The 19,788-nt window shown below is 62.8% G+C and carries 13 protein-coding genes; 5 read left to right on the plus strand and 8 right to left on the minus strand.

Translation table 11 applies throughout. The features are described from left to right. Positions 1-10 precede the first annotated feature (10 nt). Complete coding sequence (locus LVJ94_21425) at positions 11-733, plus strand: hypothetical protein (GenBank protein ID WXB09778.1); 723 nt, start codon at positions 11-13, stop codon at positions 731-733. Here LVJ94_21425 and LVJ94_21430 read toward each other — a convergent pair. Together LVJ94_21430 and LVJ94_21435 are read right to left on the minus strand one after the other, a co-directional pair. Next, positions 724-1,527 carry an ABC transporter substrate-binding protein gene (locus tag LVJ94_21430; protein ID WXB09779.1) on the minus strand — a complete coding sequence of 268 codons (804 nt, stop codon included), beginning with the start codon at positions 1,525-1,527 and terminating at the stop codon, positions 724-726. The genes LVJ94_21425 and LVJ94_21430 overlap by 10 nt on opposite strands. A gap of 283 nt (positions 1,528-1,810) precedes the next feature. Continuing rightward, positions 1,811-2,701 carry an MBL fold metallo-hydrolase gene (locus LVJ94_21435; GenBank protein ID WXB09780.1) on the minus strand — a complete coding sequence of 297 codons (891 nt, stop codon included), beginning with the start codon at positions 2,699-2,701 and terminating at the stop codon, positions 1,811-1,813. 141 nt (positions 2,702-2,842) lie between these two features. Between LVJ94_21435 and LVJ94_21440 the strand changes: the two genes are divergently transcribed. Next, positions 2,843-3,664: an alpha/beta fold hydrolase gene (locus tag LVJ94_21440; protein ID WXB09781.1), complete on the plus strand. Its 822-nt coding sequence runs from the start codon at positions 2,843-2,845 to the stop codon at positions 3,662-3,664. Here the strand turns inward: LVJ94_21440 and LVJ94_21445 are convergent. Both LVJ94_21445 and LVJ94_21450 read right to left on the minus strand, forming a co-directional pair. Further along, complete coding sequence (locus LVJ94_21445) at positions 3,648-4,430, minus strand: methyltransferase domain-containing protein (GenBank protein ID WXB09782.1); 783 nt, start codon at positions 4,428-4,430, stop codon at positions 3,648-3,650. The genes LVJ94_21440 and LVJ94_21445 overlap by 17 nt on opposite strands. 28 nt (positions 4,431-4,458) lie before the next feature. Further along, positions 4,459-5,559 carry an aminotransferase class V-fold PLP-dependent enzyme gene (locus tag LVJ94_21450; GenBank protein ID WXB09783.1) on the minus strand — a complete coding sequence of 367 codons (1,101 nt, stop codon included), beginning with the start codon at positions 5,557-5,559 and terminating at the stop codon, positions 4,459-4,461. Between the two features lie 43 nt (positions 5,560-5,602). Here LVJ94_21450 and LVJ94_21455 point away from each other — a divergent pair, with 43 nt between their 5' ends. Both LVJ94_21455 and LVJ94_21460 read left to right on the plus strand, forming a co-directional pair. Further along, the gene (locus LVJ94_21455; protein ID WXB09784.1) at positions 5,603-7,291 is read left to right on the plus strand and encodes a tetratricopeptide repeat protein; all 1,689 of its coding nucleotides are present in this window, start codon (positions 5,603-5,605) and stop codon (positions 7,289-7,291) included. A 95-nt stretch (positions 7,292-7,386) separates the two neighbouring features. Beyond that, positions 7,387-11,094 carry a DUF6531 domain-containing protein gene (locus LVJ94_21460; protein ID WXB09785.1) on the plus strand — a complete coding sequence of 1,236 codons (3,708 nt, stop codon included), beginning with the start codon at positions 7,387-7,389 and terminating at the stop codon, positions 11,092-11,094. On the opposite strand, the gene LVJ94_21465 is transcribed toward LVJ94_21460, so the two are convergent. Genes LVJ94_21465 through vgrG form a run of 4 tightly spaced genes read right to left on the minus strand, consistent with a single transcriptional unit; the run spans position 11,091 to position 18,122 of the window. Further along, the gene (locus LVJ94_21465; GenBank protein WXB09786.1) at positions 11,091-13,439 is read right to left on the minus strand and encodes a WD40 repeat domain-containing protein; all 2,349 of its coding nucleotides are present in this window, start codon (positions 13,437-13,439) and stop codon (positions 11,091-11,093) included. The genes LVJ94_21460 and LVJ94_21465 overlap by 4 nt on opposite strands. After that, positions 13,439-14,479: a PAAR domain-containing protein gene (locus LVJ94_21470; protein ID WXB09787.1), complete on the minus strand. Its 1,041-nt coding sequence runs from the start codon at positions 14,477-14,479 to the stop codon at positions 13,439-13,441. The genes LVJ94_21465 and LVJ94_21470 overlap by 1 nt, the downstream gene beginning before the upstream one ends. Positions 14,480-14,512: 33 nt before the next feature. Continuing rightward, positions 14,513-15,775 (minus strand): hypothetical protein, encoded by a 1,263-nt coding sequence (locus tag LVJ94_21475; GenBank protein ID WXB09788.1) that lies wholly within the window; start codon positions 15,773-15,775, stop codon positions 14,513-14,515. Between the two features lie 7 nt (positions 15,776-15,782). Further along, on the minus strand, positions 15,783-18,122 hold the full coding sequence (vgrG, locus tag LVJ94_21480) for a type VI secretion system tip protein VgrG (protein WXB09789.1): 2,340 nt from the start codon (positions 18,120-18,122) through the stop codon (positions 15,783-15,785). Positions 18,123-18,248: 126 nt separating this feature from the next. Between vgrG and LVJ94_21485 the strand changes: the two genes are divergently transcribed. Continuing rightward, positions 18,249-19,784 carry a hypothetical protein gene (locus LVJ94_21485; protein WXB09790.1) on the plus strand — a complete coding sequence of 512 codons (1,536 nt, stop codon included), beginning with the start codon at positions 18,249-18,251 and terminating at the stop codon, positions 19,782-19,784. Positions 19,785-19,788: the final 4 nt, after the last annotated feature.

Here is a 19,788-nt window from a genome sequence, read left to right on the forward strand (position 1 = left end):
GGCGAACGCGATGCTCAGGGCGTGCGCGGTGACCGTCACGATGGTCATCGCGCATCTCCTTCCGGCAAGCGTTCACGCGGACGAGCCCGCGAAAGATCGGGCCGAGCCGAACGAGCCGCAGCCGAAACGCGAGATCGTATGGGCGAACACCGAGCTGGGAGTCCAGAGCCTCCACCTGCGCACGTTCGAGGCGAACCCCGACGCGGTCACGTGGGGCGTCCTGCCCGGCTCCGCCGCGGGTCCCACGATCGGGCTCGGTGCGGGCGTGCGCATCGTCTTCGCGACCATCGGGGTGCGTGGCCGGTTCAGCAACTTCTACGCGGATGCACCGGACCGCCGCGGTGGCTTCCAACTCTGGACCCTCGATGCCGAGTTGGGCTTCCGCGCGCCGCTCGGACGATTCGAGCCCTACATCACCCTGGCCGGCGGATATGCCACGTTCGGAGGGCTCTCGACGGCCATCTCGGGCCTCGAGCGAGGGCTCGATGTCAACGGTGTCAACACACGCCTAGCGCTCGGGCTCGACTACTATGCGACCAAGAACGTGTCCTTCGGCGCATCGCTGGGAGGTGACCTTCTGTTCATCACACGACACGGTGTATCCGCACGCGATCTGGCGACACCGCAGGAGGTGAATACGTTGAATCAAGCCAAGGCCCGCGTCCTCGAGGCCAGCGGGTCGAGCGTCGGCGCGGCCTGGTCCGCCACGGCCGGTGTGGGCATTCACTTCTGAGGCGCAGGCACGGCGCCCAGGGACTGGCCGAACCACTTTTCGCGGAGGCGCTCGTACGTGCCATCGGCGCGCGCCTGCGCGATCACCTCGTTGATCGCGGCGAGCAGCTTGCCATTTCCCTTTTTGACGGCGAAGCCAATCTTCTCACCGGATTCCAATTGCGCCGCCACTTGGAAGTTGGCGTGCGCCGCCTCCTTCATCCAATTTTGGACGGCGGGTTGGTCCTCGATAATCGCATCCACGCGACCGCTACGAAGCGCCTGGAGCACGGCCTCCGTGCTCTCGAACGAGATGGGTTGGAACCCTTTGCTCTTGATGAAATCTTCGCCAATCGTATTGGCTTGTGCGCCTATCGGCTTTCCCGATGCCTTGAGGGTCCCGAGGTCCGTGATGCCGGATCCGCGTTTCACGAGGAGCACTTGATGCGCGTCGAAGTACGGCTCGGAGAAATCGACGTTCTTGCGGCGTTCTTCGGTGATGGTCAGGCTTGCGGCCACGACATCGCACTGACCGGAGTCGAGAAGCGTTCCTGCCTTCAAATTTTCGAACGACGTGTCGACGAACGCCTGTTTGACGCCCAGCTTTTTTGCGACCAGATCGATCATGTCGACGTCGAACCCCACGATCGTCCGATCGCGTTCGAACTCGAACGGCGCGTGCGGAAGGTTCGTGCACGTCATGAGGGTGCCGGATTTGACCAGCCGAACATCGGCTGCGTTCTTGCGGCAACCTACGGCGCACACCGATAGGAGCGCGGCGATGCCGAACGTGAAACACTTTTTGAGGGTCGACAAGACGAGACTCTCCTTGAACGTATCGGATGAAACAGCGAGCGTTTAGCTCATGTTTCGCCAGCGTCAATCTTGGATATCCATCTAGCCCAAGAAGATTCGCACTGTGATCCTTTGGTTCCCTCGTCCTGCGGCCCTACTCACGTGTTCCAACGCAACCGCGCGCCGTGCGATGGACACCGCTTCGAGTGCTCCTTCAGATTTCTTTCGAACAGCGTGCCCATCCACGCGATTGGGGCGTGAACCTCGCCCTGTCCGGACGGAATTTCGACGCCAGAAAAGTACATCACGGATGCGGCGCCGACTCGCCCTCGTTCGGGACGAGGATGCGATCGTTCAATTGCTCCTCGTCGACGTACCTTCTCAGCGCGTCCTTCGTCAAAGGACAATGGTTGATCGCGTCCATGTGCACGGCCACGATTTTCGATGAAGGGAGCAATCGTGCGGCTTCCTTCAGCTCCGCGGCGGTCAGCGTCATGGTGATCCCCGGCCTCAACAACGGGTTCTCTTTGGTGAATTGACACTCCCCCGTATTGGCCACGATCCTTTTCGGTTGCGTGGCGCGCAGGCTGCTCTTCAATGAATCGTCGAGGATGGCGTCGCCGGTGAAGAAGACGTCGTCGTTCCTGGTTTGCAGGAAATAGGAAGATGACTCCCCAAAGGGTGGCGCTCCGGTCGCCCCTTGGTGGTGGCTTGCGCGGAATCGAGAAACGGTGAGGCCCTCCCAGTGAACCACATCGCGGACGACCTTCAGGTTCGTGAAGCCCTTTTCTCGAAGGTGAGCTTCATCGTACGGCTGGCAGAAGATCAAGATGTCCTTCGGCAAGGTCCTTTCGGCTTCCATATCGAAATGATCGGAATGGTAGTGCGTGAGCAGCACCGCGCTGACCCCTTTCATCAATTCGCTCTTTTCGATGGGCAACTTGATTCTTGGATTCTTGAGATCGTTCGAATAGTCGATCGGCGGCTCCGCGCCTTCATCGGCCAAGATCGGGTCGACGAGGATCTTCATGCTACGCGCCGCATTCGTGTACGTGACCAGCACGGTCGCACTTCGAATGAGCCGTACATCCATGGCCCCGTCCGCATCGTTCTTTGCGGGAGATTCGGCGGGCACGCAGCCCGACAGCACGAGCGCCCCAACGAGGCTTGCAACATAGGTTCGCAAATCCGTCATGAGGGCCAACGTACGGCGCGATCGGCGTGTCAGACAGGACAACGTGCCCTCGTTTTCTGCCACCACCCCCTGGCGAGAGGATCCAAGTCGTAGATTGCAATGCGCTCGAGGCAGGATAGAAATCACGAAGGAGGTGGCGCGATGACCTCGGGGTTTCTGGACAGAGACGGCGTGCGATTGTGGTACGAGGAGCTCGGCCGGCCCGAAGGAACGCCGGTGCTGCTGGTCATGGGCGGTGGCGGCTCGGTGGTCTGGTGGCCACCCGAACTGATCCAGGGGCTCGTCGGCGCGGGGTGCCGCGTCATTCAGTTCGACAATCGGGACGTCGGACTGTCCACCCATGTCGATCCCGCCACGGCCACGTACGGGATCGATGCGATGGCCGGCGATGCGATGGCCGTTCTCGACGCGGTCGGAATCGATGCCGCGCACCTCGTCGGTGTGTCGATGGGCGCGATGGTCTGCCTGGCGGCGGCCTTGTTGCACCCCCATCGTGTGCGCTCCCTAGCCCTCATCAGCAGCACGCCCGGGCCGGACGCACGCCTTCCCAAGGGAGACGGCTCCGTCTTCGACTGCTTCGACCAGCCGGCCAAGAACGCGGAGGCGATCGCCGAGCAAACCGTCGCGTTCTGCCGCGCCATCGCCGGCAGTCGTTTCGCGTTCGACGCGCCGTACTACCGCGCCGTCGTCGCCGCCGATCACGCCCGGGGCACGAACCTCTCCGCCAGCTACGTGCCCTCGGCATCGTCACGCATCGACGATCTGGCTCGGATCCAGGCGCCGACCCTGGTCGTGCACGGCACCGAGGATCCCATCTACCCCTACGGCCACGCCGAAGTTCTCGCGAAGGGCATCCCGAAGGCGACGCTGGTCCGCTGGGATGGCGTCGGTCACGAACTGCCTCCCCCACTCCTCGCCGACTTGCTCCGACGGCTCACGGAGCACATCACCGGTGCGCGGTGATGAGCCACGCCCGCGCGTCGAACCACACGCCATCGCCGCGCTCGTGCGCAGTCATCAAGGCGCGCAGCCGCTCGAGGGCGCGCGGCCGCTCGTCGTCGGCCTCGGCAAGAAGGTCCGTGGTCATGTACAGGTCGAGCACCGCATCGTAGGCGCTGGCGGCATCCGGCCCGTAGCAAACGGGCTCGCGCAAATCGGTCCGGCGGATCGTGCCGAAGCCCGCCGCGCCGAGGATGCCGTCCAGCGTGGCCGGGTCGGCGAGTGAGAACGCGGCGCCACTGGCCCCGGTACGCACCTCCCGCCCCGGTGCGAGAGCCTGACGGAAAGCGCCGGTCCACTCTTGGAGGTCACTGTCCTGCCATACCAGCATCACCAGGCGCGCCCCGGGCCGCAGCGCCCGCGCGATGTTGGTGAAGGCCCGCACCGGCTCGGCGAAGAACATCGTGCCGAAGCGGCTTATGCCCACATCGAAATGGCTGTCGGCAAACGGATACTGCTGCGCGTCGCCCAGCTCGAACGTGACGTTGTCGAGCCCCTCCGCGACGGCCCGCTCCCGGGCGGTCTTCAGCATCCGCTCGGAGACGTCGACGCCCAGCGCATGGCCGCCCACCGCCGCACGGGCCGCATCCCGCGTGGACTGTCCGCCCCCGCAGCCGATGTCCAATACGCGATGCCCAGGCCCGATGTTGGCAGCCGCCCGGAAATGCTCGGTGTACCGACGGAGCTCCGCGTCGTAATCGAACATGATCGAGAACGCTATCGGGCCCACATCGACCCGTCCAGCGCAACGGCTCGAATCAGTTTCGCATCCGAGCCAGGATCTTCCGCGTGGTCTCCAGCGCATGGTCGATTTCGTCCTCGGTCACGCGTTCGGAAACGCTCCACCGTGTGGCGCCTTCGGCGCGCGCCAGCGTGTCGGGATAGGCCGCCCGGACCACGGGTGACATCTCGCTATGCCGCGCCTGGCACGCAGCTGTATGGCTAATGCAAATCTTCTCGAGGCTGAGAGCCGATACCAACGACTTTCCGAACCGGCCCGGAAACGAGACATTCACGATGGGCCCGAGTCTCGCGCCTTCGTCACCATTCAGCAGCAGCGTCGGTTCGATTGCGCGCAAACCCTGCAACAGGCGATTCGCCAATTGCCGCGCCGTCTCCAGGGCTTGCTCGCGGAGCGGAGCGCGTTTCGCACATGCGGCCCCAAGGCCAACCGCGGTCATCCATGGTGGGCTGTCCCCTTCGAGCTGCAATCCGTCCGCGAGCGCGGCGTAGTGGACATCGCTGGGCACGCGCAGCACACCGACGCTCATGGGCGCTCCCAGCTTGGAACCCGAAAGCGCGTAGAACGTTCGCGCATCGTTCAACCCCTCCAACGAGACCCACGGTGCCGCTTGCACGGCGTCGATGACACGCACGGCATGGGGCGCGACCGACGCAAGATCGAGCACCGTCCCCATTTCGTGATTGCATATCGAGAGCGCCACGAGATCGGCCGCGCGCAGGGTCATCAAATCTTCTTCGCTGGGCACGCCCGCGGGCAACTTCAGCCAATGGACGGCGCGCCCCGAACGCGTCGCCTGCTCCACGAGAACCTGCACCGACGGATGCTCCAAACGACTCGACACGATGGAGGCATTGGCGGGCGCGCGCTCCAGCGCCAGCTCGAGCGCGCGACGCAGGGCGTCCCGCCCATTGGCCGCGAACACGATCTCGTGGGCCAGCGTGCCTACGTATTCCGCGACCTCCTGTCGGGCCTGGTCGAGCGCATACCGAGCGCGGGCCCCGATGCCGTGGAGCGAACCAGGCTGCCCCCAAAAGGACTCCGCGGCCGAGCGCATCGCATCCAGGGCTTCCGTCACGGGCGGGACGAGTGAAGCGTGGTCGAGATACACGTACATCGAATGCGACAGTAGCACGTCGAAAGGTTAGGCTGCGCGCACGATGCCGCCGAACACAAAGGACACTCCCCATTCCGCCGAGGATCTCGCGCGGGCTCTCGCCGTGCGGCCCAATGATTCCGAGACGCTCGCGCTGGCCGATGCATGGATCGCGGCCGCCAAAGACCCACTGGAGCTCGTCCCACTCCACACGGAAACCACCTTTGCCATGGTCGCCCTGCGTGCGCGCGTGTTGGCGACGCGGGGAAAGGTCACGGAAGCCATCGAGTTGCTCTTGCAAGTGGTTGCGACCAGGCCCGACGTCTCGTACCTCCCGTGGGCCACTGCATGGGCGCGGCAATCGGGAGAGCAGGTCGATCCTACGTCGGCGGCTGGCGCGGTCGTCACCGCCATGGCGCGTCTCGACGAGTACGCGCGCGTGCTGCTTCCGTTTTTCGTCGAGCTCGTCGAAGCACTCCGCGCGCACCATCCGCGCTCGCCCGCGCTGGCCGCAACCCTCGTTCGGCTTCTGCGCCAGTCCGGCGACGAGCGAGCACTCGTCGTTGCGCGTGAGGCCTACGCGCAGATGCGCACCCCCGAGCTCGCGGTCATCGTGGCCACCACCTTGCGCGCCCACGGGGAGCACGACGAAGCCATCGCGATGTTCGAGGAAGCGCTGCAACTCGATCCAAAGCTGGTTCCGGCTTGGTTGGATATCGGGGATATTCTTCTCGATACCGGACGATTCGAGGATGCGGCCAATGCCTACGAGCGCGCGCTGGTCCTGGATCCCGACTCCACGTGGGCGAAGGCCTCCCTTTTGTGTGCAAAGCTGGAAATAACGGGAGATCGGGCCTATTTGCACGAGCTTCACGACTTGGCCGAGTCGCACCCCGACGACGCACGCGCGCAGTCCTTGCTCGATGCGGCGACCCCTTGGGTCGGTTATCTCCCAACGCCCGAGGAATCGAGCATTCACGCGATCGTTGGGCTTCTGGAGCATATCGAATCGGGCAAGCCCGTACCGCCTTCGCCCCGGTGGACCTTTCACGTGAGCGCACTCGAGGCCCCCAGCGTGAGGCTCGTGGCCGCGCAATTCCTCTCCGTGGTGCGCCCGGACGCGCGCATCGTCTTCGACGTGGAACAGGTCCCAAAACCCGACCCGCGTGTACCTTTCGCGCCAGTCGATTGGCTCGTCTGGCGCTACGAAGGGACCGAGCCGCACCCCAACCTTCCCCCACCCGATCGCGAAAAGATGGCAGGCGTCGTCAACTTGGCATCGCAACCCTTTTCAGCCGCGGCGTGGCTTCGCTCGGCTCGTGCCGCCGCCAAGGGCTTTCGCCCAGAGGAGGCACCGTTGCTTCTCGCACAGATGGTGCATCCTCCGTTATCGGAGCAACAATTGCCTCCCTGGCGCTGGATTCCACGATTGCAATTGGCATGCGCCTATGTGCTCGCGGCCATCGACGAAGGATGGAACGGCTCTTGGCGCAAGCGAGCGCTTCTTTCGTTGGTGCACGGTCCCATGGATTGGACGGCAATGACCGGCATCGTGGCATTGACGGAGATTGCACGCGCCGAGCCGGAACATCGGGAGGAGATACGCGCGATTTTGTGGGAGATCCTAAAGACACGCAAACCTTCGGCCGGCTACTGGTGCCTCCATGCACCATTGGCGACATGCCTCCGTCGCATTCCGGGCGAAACGACGGAGGGGCGTTCGCGCCTGCGGGAACTGTCGCTCTCATTGTGAAAACCTTTCCCAACGAAGGATGCGTCTGGCAGGCTTTGCGCTACTGAATGGGCGACATGTCTTGGGGATTGGGAACGAGGTCCGGACGGGTCGCGGTGGGACACCCGGTCGACGTCGCGAGCGGAGCATTCTTCGATAGCGTGGAGGACATCGCGCTTCCTGGCGCCGTACCCCTGGTGTTGGGACGAACCTACAATACAGATTTTTTAGCGAGCGAAGCCGGACCGTTGATGGCGGCCGCCGAGGACGCGCGCTTGCTTCCTTTTGGGCCGGGATGGCGAGCCGATTGGCAAAGCGAGTTGCATCGCACGCTGGATGGCTTCAAATACGCGCGCAACGACGGAGCCGTATTTTCGTTCGTGGAACGGCGAGACGTGCGGTTCGAGCAGAACGGGCGGCTCCTGTCGCCGGCCGACGGATTGGAGCTGCGGCGAATCGATGAGGAGCGTGTTCGTATCATTGGATACGGACAAGAGCGTGCGCCGTACGCACTGGTATTTCGAAAGGGCACCGGAAACAGATATCATCTGATGTCCATCGAGCGTACCTCGGCCGCGCGTCTCGATTTCGTCTATGACGCAGCAGGCCGCGTCACCAGTATGATTCAGTGCCGGGAGCAGCGCGAACTCCTGCTTCAATACGACGCCTGGGGCCATGTCGTGCGAGCGGACTTGCGCTTTCCCGATCGCTCGACGCGCTTCGCGGCCGGTTACGTCTACGACCGCGCGGGGCGGCTGGTTGAGGTCCACGATTTCGACGGCCCCGTCGCCTCGTACGAATACGACGAGCAAGGGCGCATCGTTCGCGAGACGAAACGAGGGGGCTCGATCTATACGGTCCGCTATCGAAGAGACGGCCGTTGTTATTACGTGAGCGGGACGGACCGCTATCAGGAACGGACCCTCCAATTCGATTTGGCCCGACGAGCCACCGCGGTCTACGACAGCCATGGCGCCCGTACGATCTACGAATGGAACCAGAGCGGCCAGGTGCTCCAGGAAACATCGCCGCTCGGAAACTGCAAGCGCTTCGAATATGACGACTTCGGGCGACCGATAGCCGAGACCTCCGCCAGCGGCATCATGATCAGGACCGAATACGACGAAATCGGACGCGTGGCCGCATGTCGCTTCCCGGGTGGACGCTCCGAGACTTATGCCTACGACGCCGAGCATCGCCTGGTCTCGATTGTCGACTCCAGCGGTCTTCGCGTATCGCTCTCGTATGACAACGAGCACAATTTGACCGAAGTGCTCACGGGAAGCTCCAAGCCGTGGCGATATGCGTACAACGAGTACGCCGAGCTCACACAGGTCGAAGACGGGCTCGGAATACGAGAAACCATCGGCTACGACATTTACGGAAACATCACATTCGCAACAACCGGCGCTGGCGCAGTTTGGCAATATCAGTACAACGCCCTGGGCCAGATCATCGCGACGACGAATCCACTGGGTGGCACGACGACAACCGAATACGACGTATCCGGACGTCCGATCCGGAATATCGGGTTCGATGGACGGGTGTGGGAGAGCTATTTCAATCCGCACGAAAACACCGTTCGCAAGGTCCGCCCCGACGGGTCCGTGACCATGTTCCAGCTGAATTCTTGTGGTCAAATCACCGACGTTCAACTGCCCGATGGCCGTCACCTTCAGGTGTTCTGGGGGCGCGAGCCGGGGGAGCTCGTTGCCTTGCGAAATTCCCGCGGTGACGACTACACGGTTCGGTACGACATGGATGGCCGCCTCGTCGAGCGGTGCACGTTCGACGGTCGACGCATTCTGATCGAATGGAAAGCGGAGCTCATGAAGGCGTTCACGGACGCCAAGGGCCAGCGGTTCGAGTTCGAGCACGACGCCGCGGGGCGAGTGGTGAAGCGAACATGTCCGGACGGTGAAACGGAATATGTGTACACCGCACGCGGTGAGCTGGCAGAGATCAATGGGCCCGACGGGGTGGTCAAGCTCGGTTACGACGAACGCGGCCTATGCGTCACGGAAGACCAGGACGGGATTGGCCTGGTGCGCGAGTTCGACGACCTGGGAAGGTTGCTGAAGCTCGAGGCTGCAGGCGACGAGACCCGCTACGAATGGTCGTCGAACAACGACTTGATGACGTTGTCCCGCGGCGCTCTTCAGGTGACCTTTCAACGGGACGCGATGGGCAACGAGCTCTCACGGACCCTCCCGGGTGCGGGCGTCTTTGCCCAGACCTATGATCGCGTGGGCAGGTTGCTCTCGCAAACGTTCACCCCCAGTCAGCGGTCCTCACAGGCTGGTGTGTTCTCGCGGAGCTATTCCTATGAGGCTCGCGGGAAGATCGCCGGCATCGACGATTCACTGCGCGGGCAAACGGCCTTCCTGTACGATCCCAATGGAAGCTTGCTCGCGGCGCTTCGTCAAAATGGCATTTCGGACTTCTACGAGGTTGATGGCGAGGGTAATCGTTACAATCAGGCGCACGGCTCTCGCGGCGACGAAGTGCTGGCGGCACTTCGGACGGGAGCAAGGCTGCCGCAGGCCGCGGCCCACGGCGGCGCCACACTCGCCACAACCACGTACGACCAGAATGGACGGCTGGTGTGCGTCGAGGCGATCGGTCACAAGCTCGAATACGAATACGACGCCAACGGCTGCGTCATCAGCAAAACGGAGACCGACGCCAACGGCGTACGAACGCTTCGCCTCGCCTGGAATGCGCGTGGCCAGCTGGTAGAGGCGACGCCGCCCGACGGGAGAACCTGGCGTTACCGATATGACGGGTGCGGCAGGCGCATCGAGAAGCGCACGCCCGAAGGGCGAGTCTGGCGTTACGTATGGAACTGCAGCCAGGTCGTGCAGGTGCTCTGCGATGACGAGGTGGTGGAGCGATGTGCCTATGATCCCTCGGGCGGCCCAGCGATCGTGCGTGACGACGGTGAGGTCCATTACCTTCTCCCCGACCAGATCTGCGGGACGAGCGAGATGGTTAACGCGAAGGGCGAGCTCGAATGGGCGGCCTCCAAGGGAACTTGGGGCGAAGGTTTTCGCTCGGGCCCCGGTGGTACCCCTTTCTTCGGACAAGTCCTGGATGAGGAAACGGGGCTTCATTACAACGTCTTTCGTTACTACGATCCCGACATCGGACGGTACATCTCGCCGGATCCTGCCGATATTGCGGGTGGTTGGAACGTGTACGCGGCGATTCGGTCTCCGATCGACGAGTACGACGAGCTTGGACTGGCCCCTCGCCAACCCTCGGGCCGATACTCGGGGCCGTACTATCAAAACAAGCGTGGATCCCGCCACTACGAGCCGGATGATCCCAGCAAGTCCGACCTCAATGCAACTCGAAGTAGAAGCGGGAAGGGTTATACGTTCAGGACCGATCAGCAAATTGAAAATAACGAACGCGGACTCTACGCGAGTACGACCGCGGAAGGTGGGGTGACGGCGACGAGGGTGACCGGTTTCAACGACGAAAAACGCGAGATGGCTTTCTTCAATGGGGATTGGCGAGAAGGAGGGAGCCGTCACGACCCAGATAAATTCGGTCAAATTGGCAACGATCACTGGTCACATTCGGAAATGTGGGCGTTTACGCACTTGATCGACCATGCAGATCCTAACAAAGGGAATCGAAGTAAACCCATTCGGATAACAATCTGCCGGCCACCGTGCGGCAAGAATGTGCGGGGATGCTCTACCGTTGTCGCCGGCCTCGCACAGGAGCTCGCCGACAAGGCAAAGCGAACGGTCATCCTCGTACATCCCCCCGGAAGGAAGAGGACAGCGTATCCGCCATGCGCTGGTGAGAGCTAATTCCGAATTGACTTGAGGAACAGGAGCTCCTCGCCAAGCCACATCGCCTGCACGCCGTCGTCGATCGCGGTGTAGCGATCTTGAAGACTTGACGGCTCGAAATCCGACGCGGGGGCGAGTGAATATCCCCAACGTGCCCAAACAGCTCGTTCCCTCGCATCGACGAGCATCATCGCGGGCCACGTCTGGACGACGAGTTGCTTTCCCAAAGATGGATGCGCGTAAATTGCGTGGACGGGACCATCGGGCAGTGCCCAAGATTCGCTTGCCTCGCCATCCAGCGCGGATTCCACGAGATTCGGACCTATGCCGCTGGTGTAGAGGGTCCGACCATCCACGGAAAAGGCGATACCGGAAGGGTCGACTTCGATATCCGGCGCCGGACTTCCGAATCGTCGAAGGATCTTACCCTCCGGGAACGCCAAGAGGAGTGCCTGCGTGTCGCTCGAGGCGACGGCGACGAGGGTGCGGTCTTGTTCCTTTCGCTCGCAGAGTGCCGTAAATGAGAAACCGGGGGTCGTCGAAGCCAGCCTGATGTTGGACGCCTCGGGCATCTTCGTATCGAAGAGGCTCATGATGTTCGTGTTCGCGCAAGCGAGAAGCCAGCGGTCCGCGACGACGACGTGGTTGAAGAAGCTCCAGTCCGATAGCTTCTGTCGGCTCTCCGCCTGGACCTCGCCGTCCGGCGAGAGCGGAAACCGAACGAGACCGCGATCCGCGGTGGTGAGGTAGAGCGCTTGGTCGATGATGACGGCTGGCGCATCGACGGAGGGCTCCTTCGACTTGTAAAACAGCCTGCATTCGCCCGTTTGCAAGTCGAAGCGGAAGACCGAAGCCGTGCTAGGCGGCTTGATCTTGTCGAGGCTCCACGAGTTGCGATCGCGCGTAATCAAGGCCGTGGCCCCATCGGACGCGATCCAGAGCCGAAAGTTGCCATCCGGCGGAATCTTGGAAGCATCGAACCGTCGCGAGCACGTCGCTGTGGCGATCTCCCACTCGCGCAGGACCCCGTCATCGTGGAGCACCAATACGTGCTTGCCATCCGGCATGGTCTGCATGACGAGGACGTTGTCGGTCGGTTCCGTGGAGCGTGCTGGCGGTGCTCCCTCATCGATATCCCAAACGCGCCCGACGCCGTCGTTGCCGGTGCTCACCACGGTATCGTTCGTGAGAAATGCGACTCCCAACGCAGCGCCTCGGTGCGCGCGCTCCGCCCAGACGCACTCGAGCGATTGCGCTTTCCAAATGCGCACGTAGCCGTCGTCCGCGGCCGTCGCGAAGCGATTGCCGTCGGGGGAGAGCGCCAAATCGTTGACGGGTTTCGAATGCCCCTCGAGCGTCTTTAGGTGCGCACCCGTCTCGAGATCGAAGACCTCGACCACCGGCTTTCCGTTGTCGACCGCGAAGAGGCCACGCTTCCCATCGGCGAGAACGAGCGCTTCCCGGTCGGAGTCTTCCAGCCGCGTATTGGAAAACTTGAGTAGAACCGTCCGCGCCAGCGAGCCATCCCCTACCGTGTAGACCTTGAGGCGTTCTCCGACTCGCACCACGCACTCCCGCCCATTCGGGGTAAGCGCCGGTGTGTAGTAACCCTCCCCGTCGCCCGCCGCCCACTCGGGCTTCGCCGCCGTCCCGTCGACAGCCCACAATCGCAACGCTTCGTCCCCGCCCAAGACGTGTTGCCCGTCGGGGGAAAGAGCAAAATCTTGCGTATCGCCGCGGCCACCGAGCGTCCGAACTTGCTTGCCCGTATCCATGTCATGGATGCGTACGACCGAATCGTTGAGCCCGCGACCGCTAATCAGCTGGCGACCGTCGGGGTGGATTGCAAGCCTTCGAATCTCCTCTGGATGCTTCGTCTTGAATTTCTTGCGCAGGGTCCCCTTCACGGCGTCGTAGATGGCCACGCGATTCCCGTCGGCCACGGCAACGGTGCAGCCGTCCGGGCCCACGGCGACGGCCTCTTTGCAATGCTTGGAAAGGATTGTACGAGGTTGGCGAGGCCCGGTGCCCGCAGGGCGATTGAGCAAACGAAAATACGGTTTGTCGAATCCCACTTCCGAGAGCCACCGCTCGGCGGCGAGCGTGACCGGATGCTCGTCGGCTTGCGCCAGCGCCTTCTGCAACAAGGCAGCGTCACCCCCTGGCCCCACCTCGGCGCCTATCGATTTTAGAAATCGCGTCCAAGTTTTCAACTCAGGATTGGTCTCGGAGCTCGCGATATAATTCCGAATCGTCTCCTCGCGCTTGCGCCGCTGGGTGGCGGTTGGATTCAGCGCGCCCAATTTCCCAAGTTCCCCCATGAGAGCCGCGAACAGGTCATCGATAGATGTAGAAACCGTCATCACATGCACCTAAAGCAAAATGCCTTACCTTGCTCCTTGCCCATCCGCCGCCCTTTCTTCAAGGCCGCGACGAGCTTCTTCAACCCCTTCGCGATATCGCTCCACGATGGCATGGGAAATCCGCCCACGAGCACGTTGGGCACCCCGAGCATCACGACACCAATGCAGGGCGGCGCGCCTGGGTCCTTCCCCATGAGTGCCCCCATCGCCATTTGCACCAGGCTCATGGCCGTGTCCGCACCCATCATCGCCGCGCCAAGCGCAGCCCCCGCGGCTTCCGCCGCGGCCGATTGGGCCTCCGCCGCCGACGCCGCGCCATCCGCAGCGGCATCGGCCGCGTCATCGGCACTCACCGCTTGCCCCACCGAGCCCGCGAGGCCCATGCCCATGGCCACGAACGGGGCCGCTTTCTGCGCGACGCTCATCGCCTTCTTCAATTTCGACATGGCCGCTGCAGCCGCGGGGGGCGGCGCCGGCATGCACTGGCGCGTCAGATCGAGCATGCGCGCGGCGCGCGAGCCGCCGATGAAGACTTTGCTCGAGCCCGTGAAAATCTCGAACACCGGGGCGACGGATCCGCACGTTGGCCCAAGCCCGTAATCGCCCGAGCGAGCCGCAGGCAGCCCGCCGATGAGCACCGTGGGGCACGCGGTGAGGATCGCTCCGAGCGCGGGAAGAGGAACCGGCATCGCGGGCGGATGAGTATGGGTGTGCGGGATCCCCAGGACCGGCATGCCCATGACTGCAGCGGGAAACGATGGAAGAATCTTCGCAAGCGGATCGGTCAGCCTTGCGAACGCGTTGTCCAGAAAGGCCGTTGGCGCCTGAGCGAGTCCCATGACGCCGTTGACCACCGCCGAAGCCTTGTCGAGCGTGCTCGCGTTCGGGTTGCTCAGACTTTGAAAGGGCTGTGCGCTCTGATTGACGATGTCGGCGACCGCGTTGGTCACGGCATTTCCGGACTCCGCCTGCATGAGCGGCGGCGGCGGTTGCCACTGCGGCGGTCCTGCTTGTCCTTCACCATTTCCGGGCTGAGTCATTGGCGTTCCTTTCTACCACCGTCACCGGCTCGGTCATACCGGCGCCGAGAGACGCTGCCGCACCTCGCGCAATTCACGCTCGTAGTTGGCCGCGACATCGCGGTAGCCGCCCTGCGCCGATACGTCACGCAGCCGCTCGAGTACGCTCGACAGGCGCTGATGGTAGAAGAAGCTTCGTGCCGCCACGGCGGCCGCAGTCCACGCCTCGACCGCCCCACGCAGATCGCCGAGCGACGCGTGCGCCACGCCGCACTTCTCGAGCAAGTCTGCGCGCGCGTAGCTGTTTCCAATCTTCTCTGCAGCATTCGCGCCGATACCGTAACTCTTCGCCGCCTCGGGAAATGCGCGCATCTGCATGTCGACATCGCCAAGCGACGCTGCAATTTGCATGATCAGGGCAAGCGATTTCGCATCCGAGGCGAGATCCAACGCCTGAAGGAATTTGTCACGCGCCGCGGGAAACCGAGCTACGCGCATCAGGATGTCGCCCACGGCATGGGTGACGAGCGCTTTCATCTCGGTCAATTGGTACTGCTCGTAATAGAGATAGAGCTGACCAAATTTCTGAAGCGCCGCATCGTATCGCCCCATGGCCACGTCGAACGTGGCACATTGCAAAAAGGCATTGATGCGGATGGCGGGCGGCAGCTCGGTATTCTCGGCTTGCTGCGCGGTCGCGTCGGCAATGGCAGCGACGGTGAGGCGTGTATTGTACATGTAAACGCTGCGCACGCCGGCCTTTCGCAACGCACTCTGGGCAAACGGCGCGACGGCATCGTCGCGCAGAACGAGCCGGATGCTGCTCATCCACGGTTCGTAGTCCTGGAACGGCACGAGTGAGCCCAGGATCTGGGCGTGCGCTTCGCGATCCTGAATGTCCGCCGGGAGCAGTGTGAACACGAGGCGGTGCTGCGCCCCATCCTCACCGGCAGGCAACCACGAGGTCATGTGCCGAATCAGCGTGGCAAGCCTCTGCGCCGGTGTCCATTCAGGCGCCCAGCAGCCCGGCGGGAATTCCGCCAGGGGAGGCATCCCCTTCTCCTGCCGCTCGGCATTGACCTCGGCGAGCTGGTTCCAGGCATTGCGAATCACCTCGTCGGCATACTGCTTGCCATTCCGCACCGGCGTCACGTCCGTGAAAAAGACGTCGGACGGAGACTCCCCATCGAGCGCGTCGAGCGCTTTGACGATCAAAGGGATCTCCTCGTCCTGCGACGTAAGGAGAAGCACGAATCGCTCGCCCTGCTCGACGAACGACCCGAGCGCTTCGTTCAGTTCTTCCAGCGGCTGGACCATGCCGTCCTCAATTGATCTTGATGAGCGCCCCGGAGATTTGCATCATGCCCGACGCTGTGGTGGTGACCGCGGCGCCATTGACGGTGGCCTGCGACGGCTCGAGCTTCACCGTCGACGACTGGCAACCGATGCCGACCTCCGTCGCCCCGTTGATGGCTATTTTCCCATCCTTCGACAGCGAAATGGATGCACTTCCGCATCTCAAAACGAGTTCGCTGGTCGCGACGATTTCGACCTTGCTGTCTTTGAGCTTGAGCGAACCGGAAGGATTCGAGGTCTCGATTTCCGTCGAAGTCTTGAGCGACGCCTTCCCGGCCTCGAGCAGCAGCGTGGCGTCGCCCCCGTGATGGATCGTCATCGACGTTCCCACGCTGATTTCGAACGTCGTGCCAATGGTATCCACCTTCGACTGCGCACCGAGGGTATCCTTCAGGGCCACCGTCGCCGCGCGGTTGCCCGCGGACACGGTGAGCTTGTCGTCGCCCGTCGAGACGGTGTGCGAGCGGCCCGCGGTCACGGTCACGTCTTCACCGTTGCCAACGGTTTCCGTACGCTTTGCGGTAATGCTGGTCGTCTCGTTGGCGCCAACGGACAACGTGCGGTTCGCCCCCACGGACACGGTCTGATTCGCACCGACGGAGACGGTCTGATTGGCGCCGACGGAAATGGTCTGATTGGCACCTATCGAGGACGTCTGATTGGCGCCCACCGTTTCGTTGTGGTTGTGCAGAACCACCGTCTTGCGGTCCTTTTGCGCGTGCAGGAATATCTCTTCCTGTCCGGCCCGATCCTGAAAGGTAAGCTCGTTGAATCCCTTCCCGCCGGGAATGGTCAACGTTCTGATGGTGCTCTTCGAAGCATCGGCCGGCAGGGCATTGGGCTGCGCCTCCTGGGCATTGTAAATCGTACCGGCTACGAACGGTCGATCGATATCGCCATTCAAATACTGCACGATGACTTCGTCCCCCACGCGCGGTGGAAACCAAATGCCACGCCCCGCTGCGGCCGCGGGCGTCATCACCCGGAGCCAACACGAGCTTTTCTCGTCCCACTTGCCCTCGCGATCCCAAACGAACTGCACCTTGACGCGGCCAAATTCGTCCACGAAGGGCGTGCCCTCTTCTGGCCCGACGACGCGAGCCGACTCGGGCGGCGCATAGGGCAGCTTTGCCCGCACCGGTTGGAGCCGCGTGCCACTCGGCGCGGCGCTGAAGACCGCCGTGAAGCCAGGTCCGCCGCCGCCATGCCCCGTATCGGCAAGCACGCCAGCTTTGCGCCCGCCAAGCTTCAATTCGGTGATGGTGAGCTCCTGGTTGAACGACTCGTCGGGATGCCCATCGAGCTTGAACTTGCGCCCCACTTGGAAGCGAATGCACGACGTATTTCCTTGAAACGAGATGGCATCCGAGCGCGATTCCTGCAGGCGCCGGCTCGCGAGCATCTTTCCTTCTCCCGCAGCATCCGTGTAGTCGCCGGGGTGCAGGTACAGTTCCCGTTTGGGCGCCATTTCCGAATTGTGCGGCCCGTCGAGCTCGGTCTTGGTCGTGAGGTCGGCGCGCGACCGTTTGAAGTCGTAATCGCGCATCACGACGGATCCCGGACGAAGGAGGCGCGGCCGCACCATACTTCCGACATGGTCGACGGTGACCGCCCCGGCCGTCTCGTTGTAGGGAATCTCGAGCTCTCCGTCGATGGGGGTGTACCCCTTCGGGTGATTGACCAAGACCAGCTTGGTGCTCTTGTCGTCGGCCACGACGTGAAAGTGGATGCCGGCATCTGCAAGAATCCGGCAAAGGAAGGTGTAGTCGCTCTCGTCCTTCTGGACGCGGTAGGGTCTCGGGTCCGGTCGCTTGTCCACCCGCCATTCGAGCTCGATGTTGTGCGGCTTCACCAGGTCCGCCACGATCTCGTGAACGGGCAAATCCTGGAAGATTCGAGAGTCGGAGGTGTATTGCAGCTCCGCGAGCTTGGGCACGATCGTGAGGGTGATCAGCCGTTGACGAGCCCCCGCACGCCGTGGAGTCACCTCTTCGACGATGCCGCGAACCACACGAAGCACGGTGTCGTTCCGCAAGATTTGGAACTCGGCATCGAGGCCGAGGGTATCGTCGAGCGTGGAAATCTTGTCGGGGTCGACGACCACGTCGATGTCGAAACGGAACAGTTCCGAAAGTTTTTCCGTCGCCGAGAAGCCAGCGACCACCAGGGATGCCTTGTCGTGCGGCCCGGCCTGGAGTTCGAACGCGAGCGTGTCCACCGCGCCGTCGAACATGGACATCAAGTTATTCACGATCTCACCATAGTGCGTCGGGTCGACGCGAACCAAATGGACGACCAACTTATCCATGCCGAGGACTTCGAACCAGGGACCCGTAGGGTGTATCGTCGACGAGGCATGAACCGGTCCGAACCGAAACGAGGCAGGAGCACCCCTGAAGTCCGGTGGGTGGTCCATGAGCCGCTCGGAGACATCGTGTTCGTTCGCGCGGCGGAAGCTTCCACGATCAAAGGCGCCGCCGCCGAACCTATCGCGCCATGGGACGTGGAGCGCTGGCTCAAGCGCGCATGGACGCGCGAACCTCTCCTCGACCTGCACCGGGAGTTGGCCGGCGCGCCGCGATGGGTCCCGTTCGATGCGATGCGGGAAGCCGGTGAAGACCGTGACGACGCCATCGTGCAATCGATCCTCCGTGCTCTCCGCTCCAACGAGCTCGTGGCCCTGCGCTTGCCTACGCCCGGCCTCGCGCCCTTCGTTCCCGATCAACCGCCCTCGAAACCTCCTCCGCCAACGCCCCGGAAGGACGAGGTGCTCAATGTCAAATTCAATCCAAGCACGGGGTATTGTGGCGAGAAGCTGACCATCACCTGCGACGGGACGGTCACGAGCGGCACCGTAAAGCTCAAATTCAAAGGCGTGGAGCTCGAGACGCCCAAGCTCACGACCTTGGACGTGGATATCGCCACGCCCAAGTCGATGGAGATCAAGAACGTCCCCTTTCTGCAGCTTGGGGAGAAGCCGGAAGATCGCAAAGCCTTCGAAGACGTGCAGGTGCAGGTCGAAAGCGAAAGCGCCCCCGTGCCGCCGTCGAACCTGCCCACGTTCTACCGCGCGCGAGGCATGCCCAATGCCCCGGTGGGCACGTTCACGGCAACCCGCAATTGGAACAACTTCGCCATGAAGCCGAAGTTCGACCAAAAGATCGAGAAGTACATCGCCAAGGTCGTCGTGACCATTTCGGTGCTCAAAGGTTGGGCGGCTACGTACGTCGATCTCACGGGCACGCCGGTGACGGGAGCCGTAACGGGTGGGCCGGGCAACAACATGCGCTGGGCGCGTTCGACCACCGGCGCCATGGCCCCCGACGAATACCACGACGGCACGGCGTGGCAGCCGCTTCCGACCGGGTTCGTCCCCGGGGCGGGGAACTTCTTCAGCCGGAGTTTTTACCGTTCTGGCACGACCTTCGTCTCACCCGAAGGGGCGTCGTTCGTTTATCCCGAGGCCTTTCCCGATTACAATTTCGATGACCCTACGTACATCGCGGTGCGAAAACGATGGATATCCGTCGCAAAGAAAATATGGTCTCGAAAGTGGCACCTTCATCGAAAGGCGTGCCATTCCGACAAGACCGTCCGCTGCTGCCGCTACGACGTGGATGTCGAACTGCGGTTCAAGCTCGTGACGGCGCCGGGCGAGGGCGTCGTCGTGCTCGCGCCTGGCAATCAACGCTCCCACGCGGGGGTCTTTTGCATGGGGGACAATCGGCCTTCGCTCGCTGCGCACGAGGCGGGGCACCATATGGACTGCCCCGACGAATACGACAAAGGTGCGATCGACCCCTCGGTGAATACCGACGGCGCGACCAACGGGCTCGATAGCAGCACGATCATGGGCGGCGGCAACACCGTGAAGAAGCGTCACTATCATGCCTTCGCGGCCATGGTGCAGCGGCTGCTAAAAACGAAATACGGGCGCGACGACAAATACGAAGCCGTGGCCATTACCTGAGGAA

Source organism: Sorangiineae bacterium MSr11367 (assembly GCA_037157805.1).
GTDB lineage: Bacteria > Myxococcota_A > Polyangia > Polyangiales > Polyangiaceae > Pendulispora > Pendulispora rubella.

Coding starts and splice junctions, on each gene's coding strand:
- LVJ94_21465 (WXB09786.1), bottom strand. CDS start 13,439: ATGACGGTTTCTACATCTATCGATGACCTGTTCGCGGCTCTCATGGGG.
- LVJ94_21435 (WXB09780.1), bottom strand. CDS start 2,701: ATGACGGATTTGCGAACCTATGTTGCAAGCCTCGTTGGGGCGCTCGTG.
- LVJ94_21450 (WXB09783.1), bottom strand. CDS start 5,559: ATGTACGTGTATCTCGACCACGCTTCACTCGTCCCGCCCGTGACGGAA.
- LVJ94_21440 (WXB09781.1), top strand. CDS start 2,843: ATGACCTCGGGGTTTCTGGACAGAGACGGCGTGCGATTGTGGTACGAG.
- LVJ94_21470 (WXB09787.1), bottom strand. CDS start 14,479: ATGACTCAGCCCGGAAATGGTGAAGGACAAGCAGGACCGCCGCAGTGG.
- vgrG (WXB09789.1), bottom strand. CDS start 18,122: ATGGATAAGTTGGTCGTCCATTTGGTTCGCGTCGACCCGACGCACTAT.
- LVJ94_21455 (WXB09784.1), top strand. CDS start 5,603: ATGCCGCCGAACACAAAGGACACTCCCCATTCCGCCGAGGATCTCGCG.
- LVJ94_21425 (WXB09778.1), top strand. CDS start 11: ATGCTCAGGGCGTGCGCGGTGACCGTCACGATGGTCATCGCGCATCTC.
- LVJ94_21475 (WXB09788.1), bottom strand. CDS start 15,775: ATGGTCCAGCCGCTGGAAGAACTGAACGAAGCGCTCGGGTCGTTCGTC.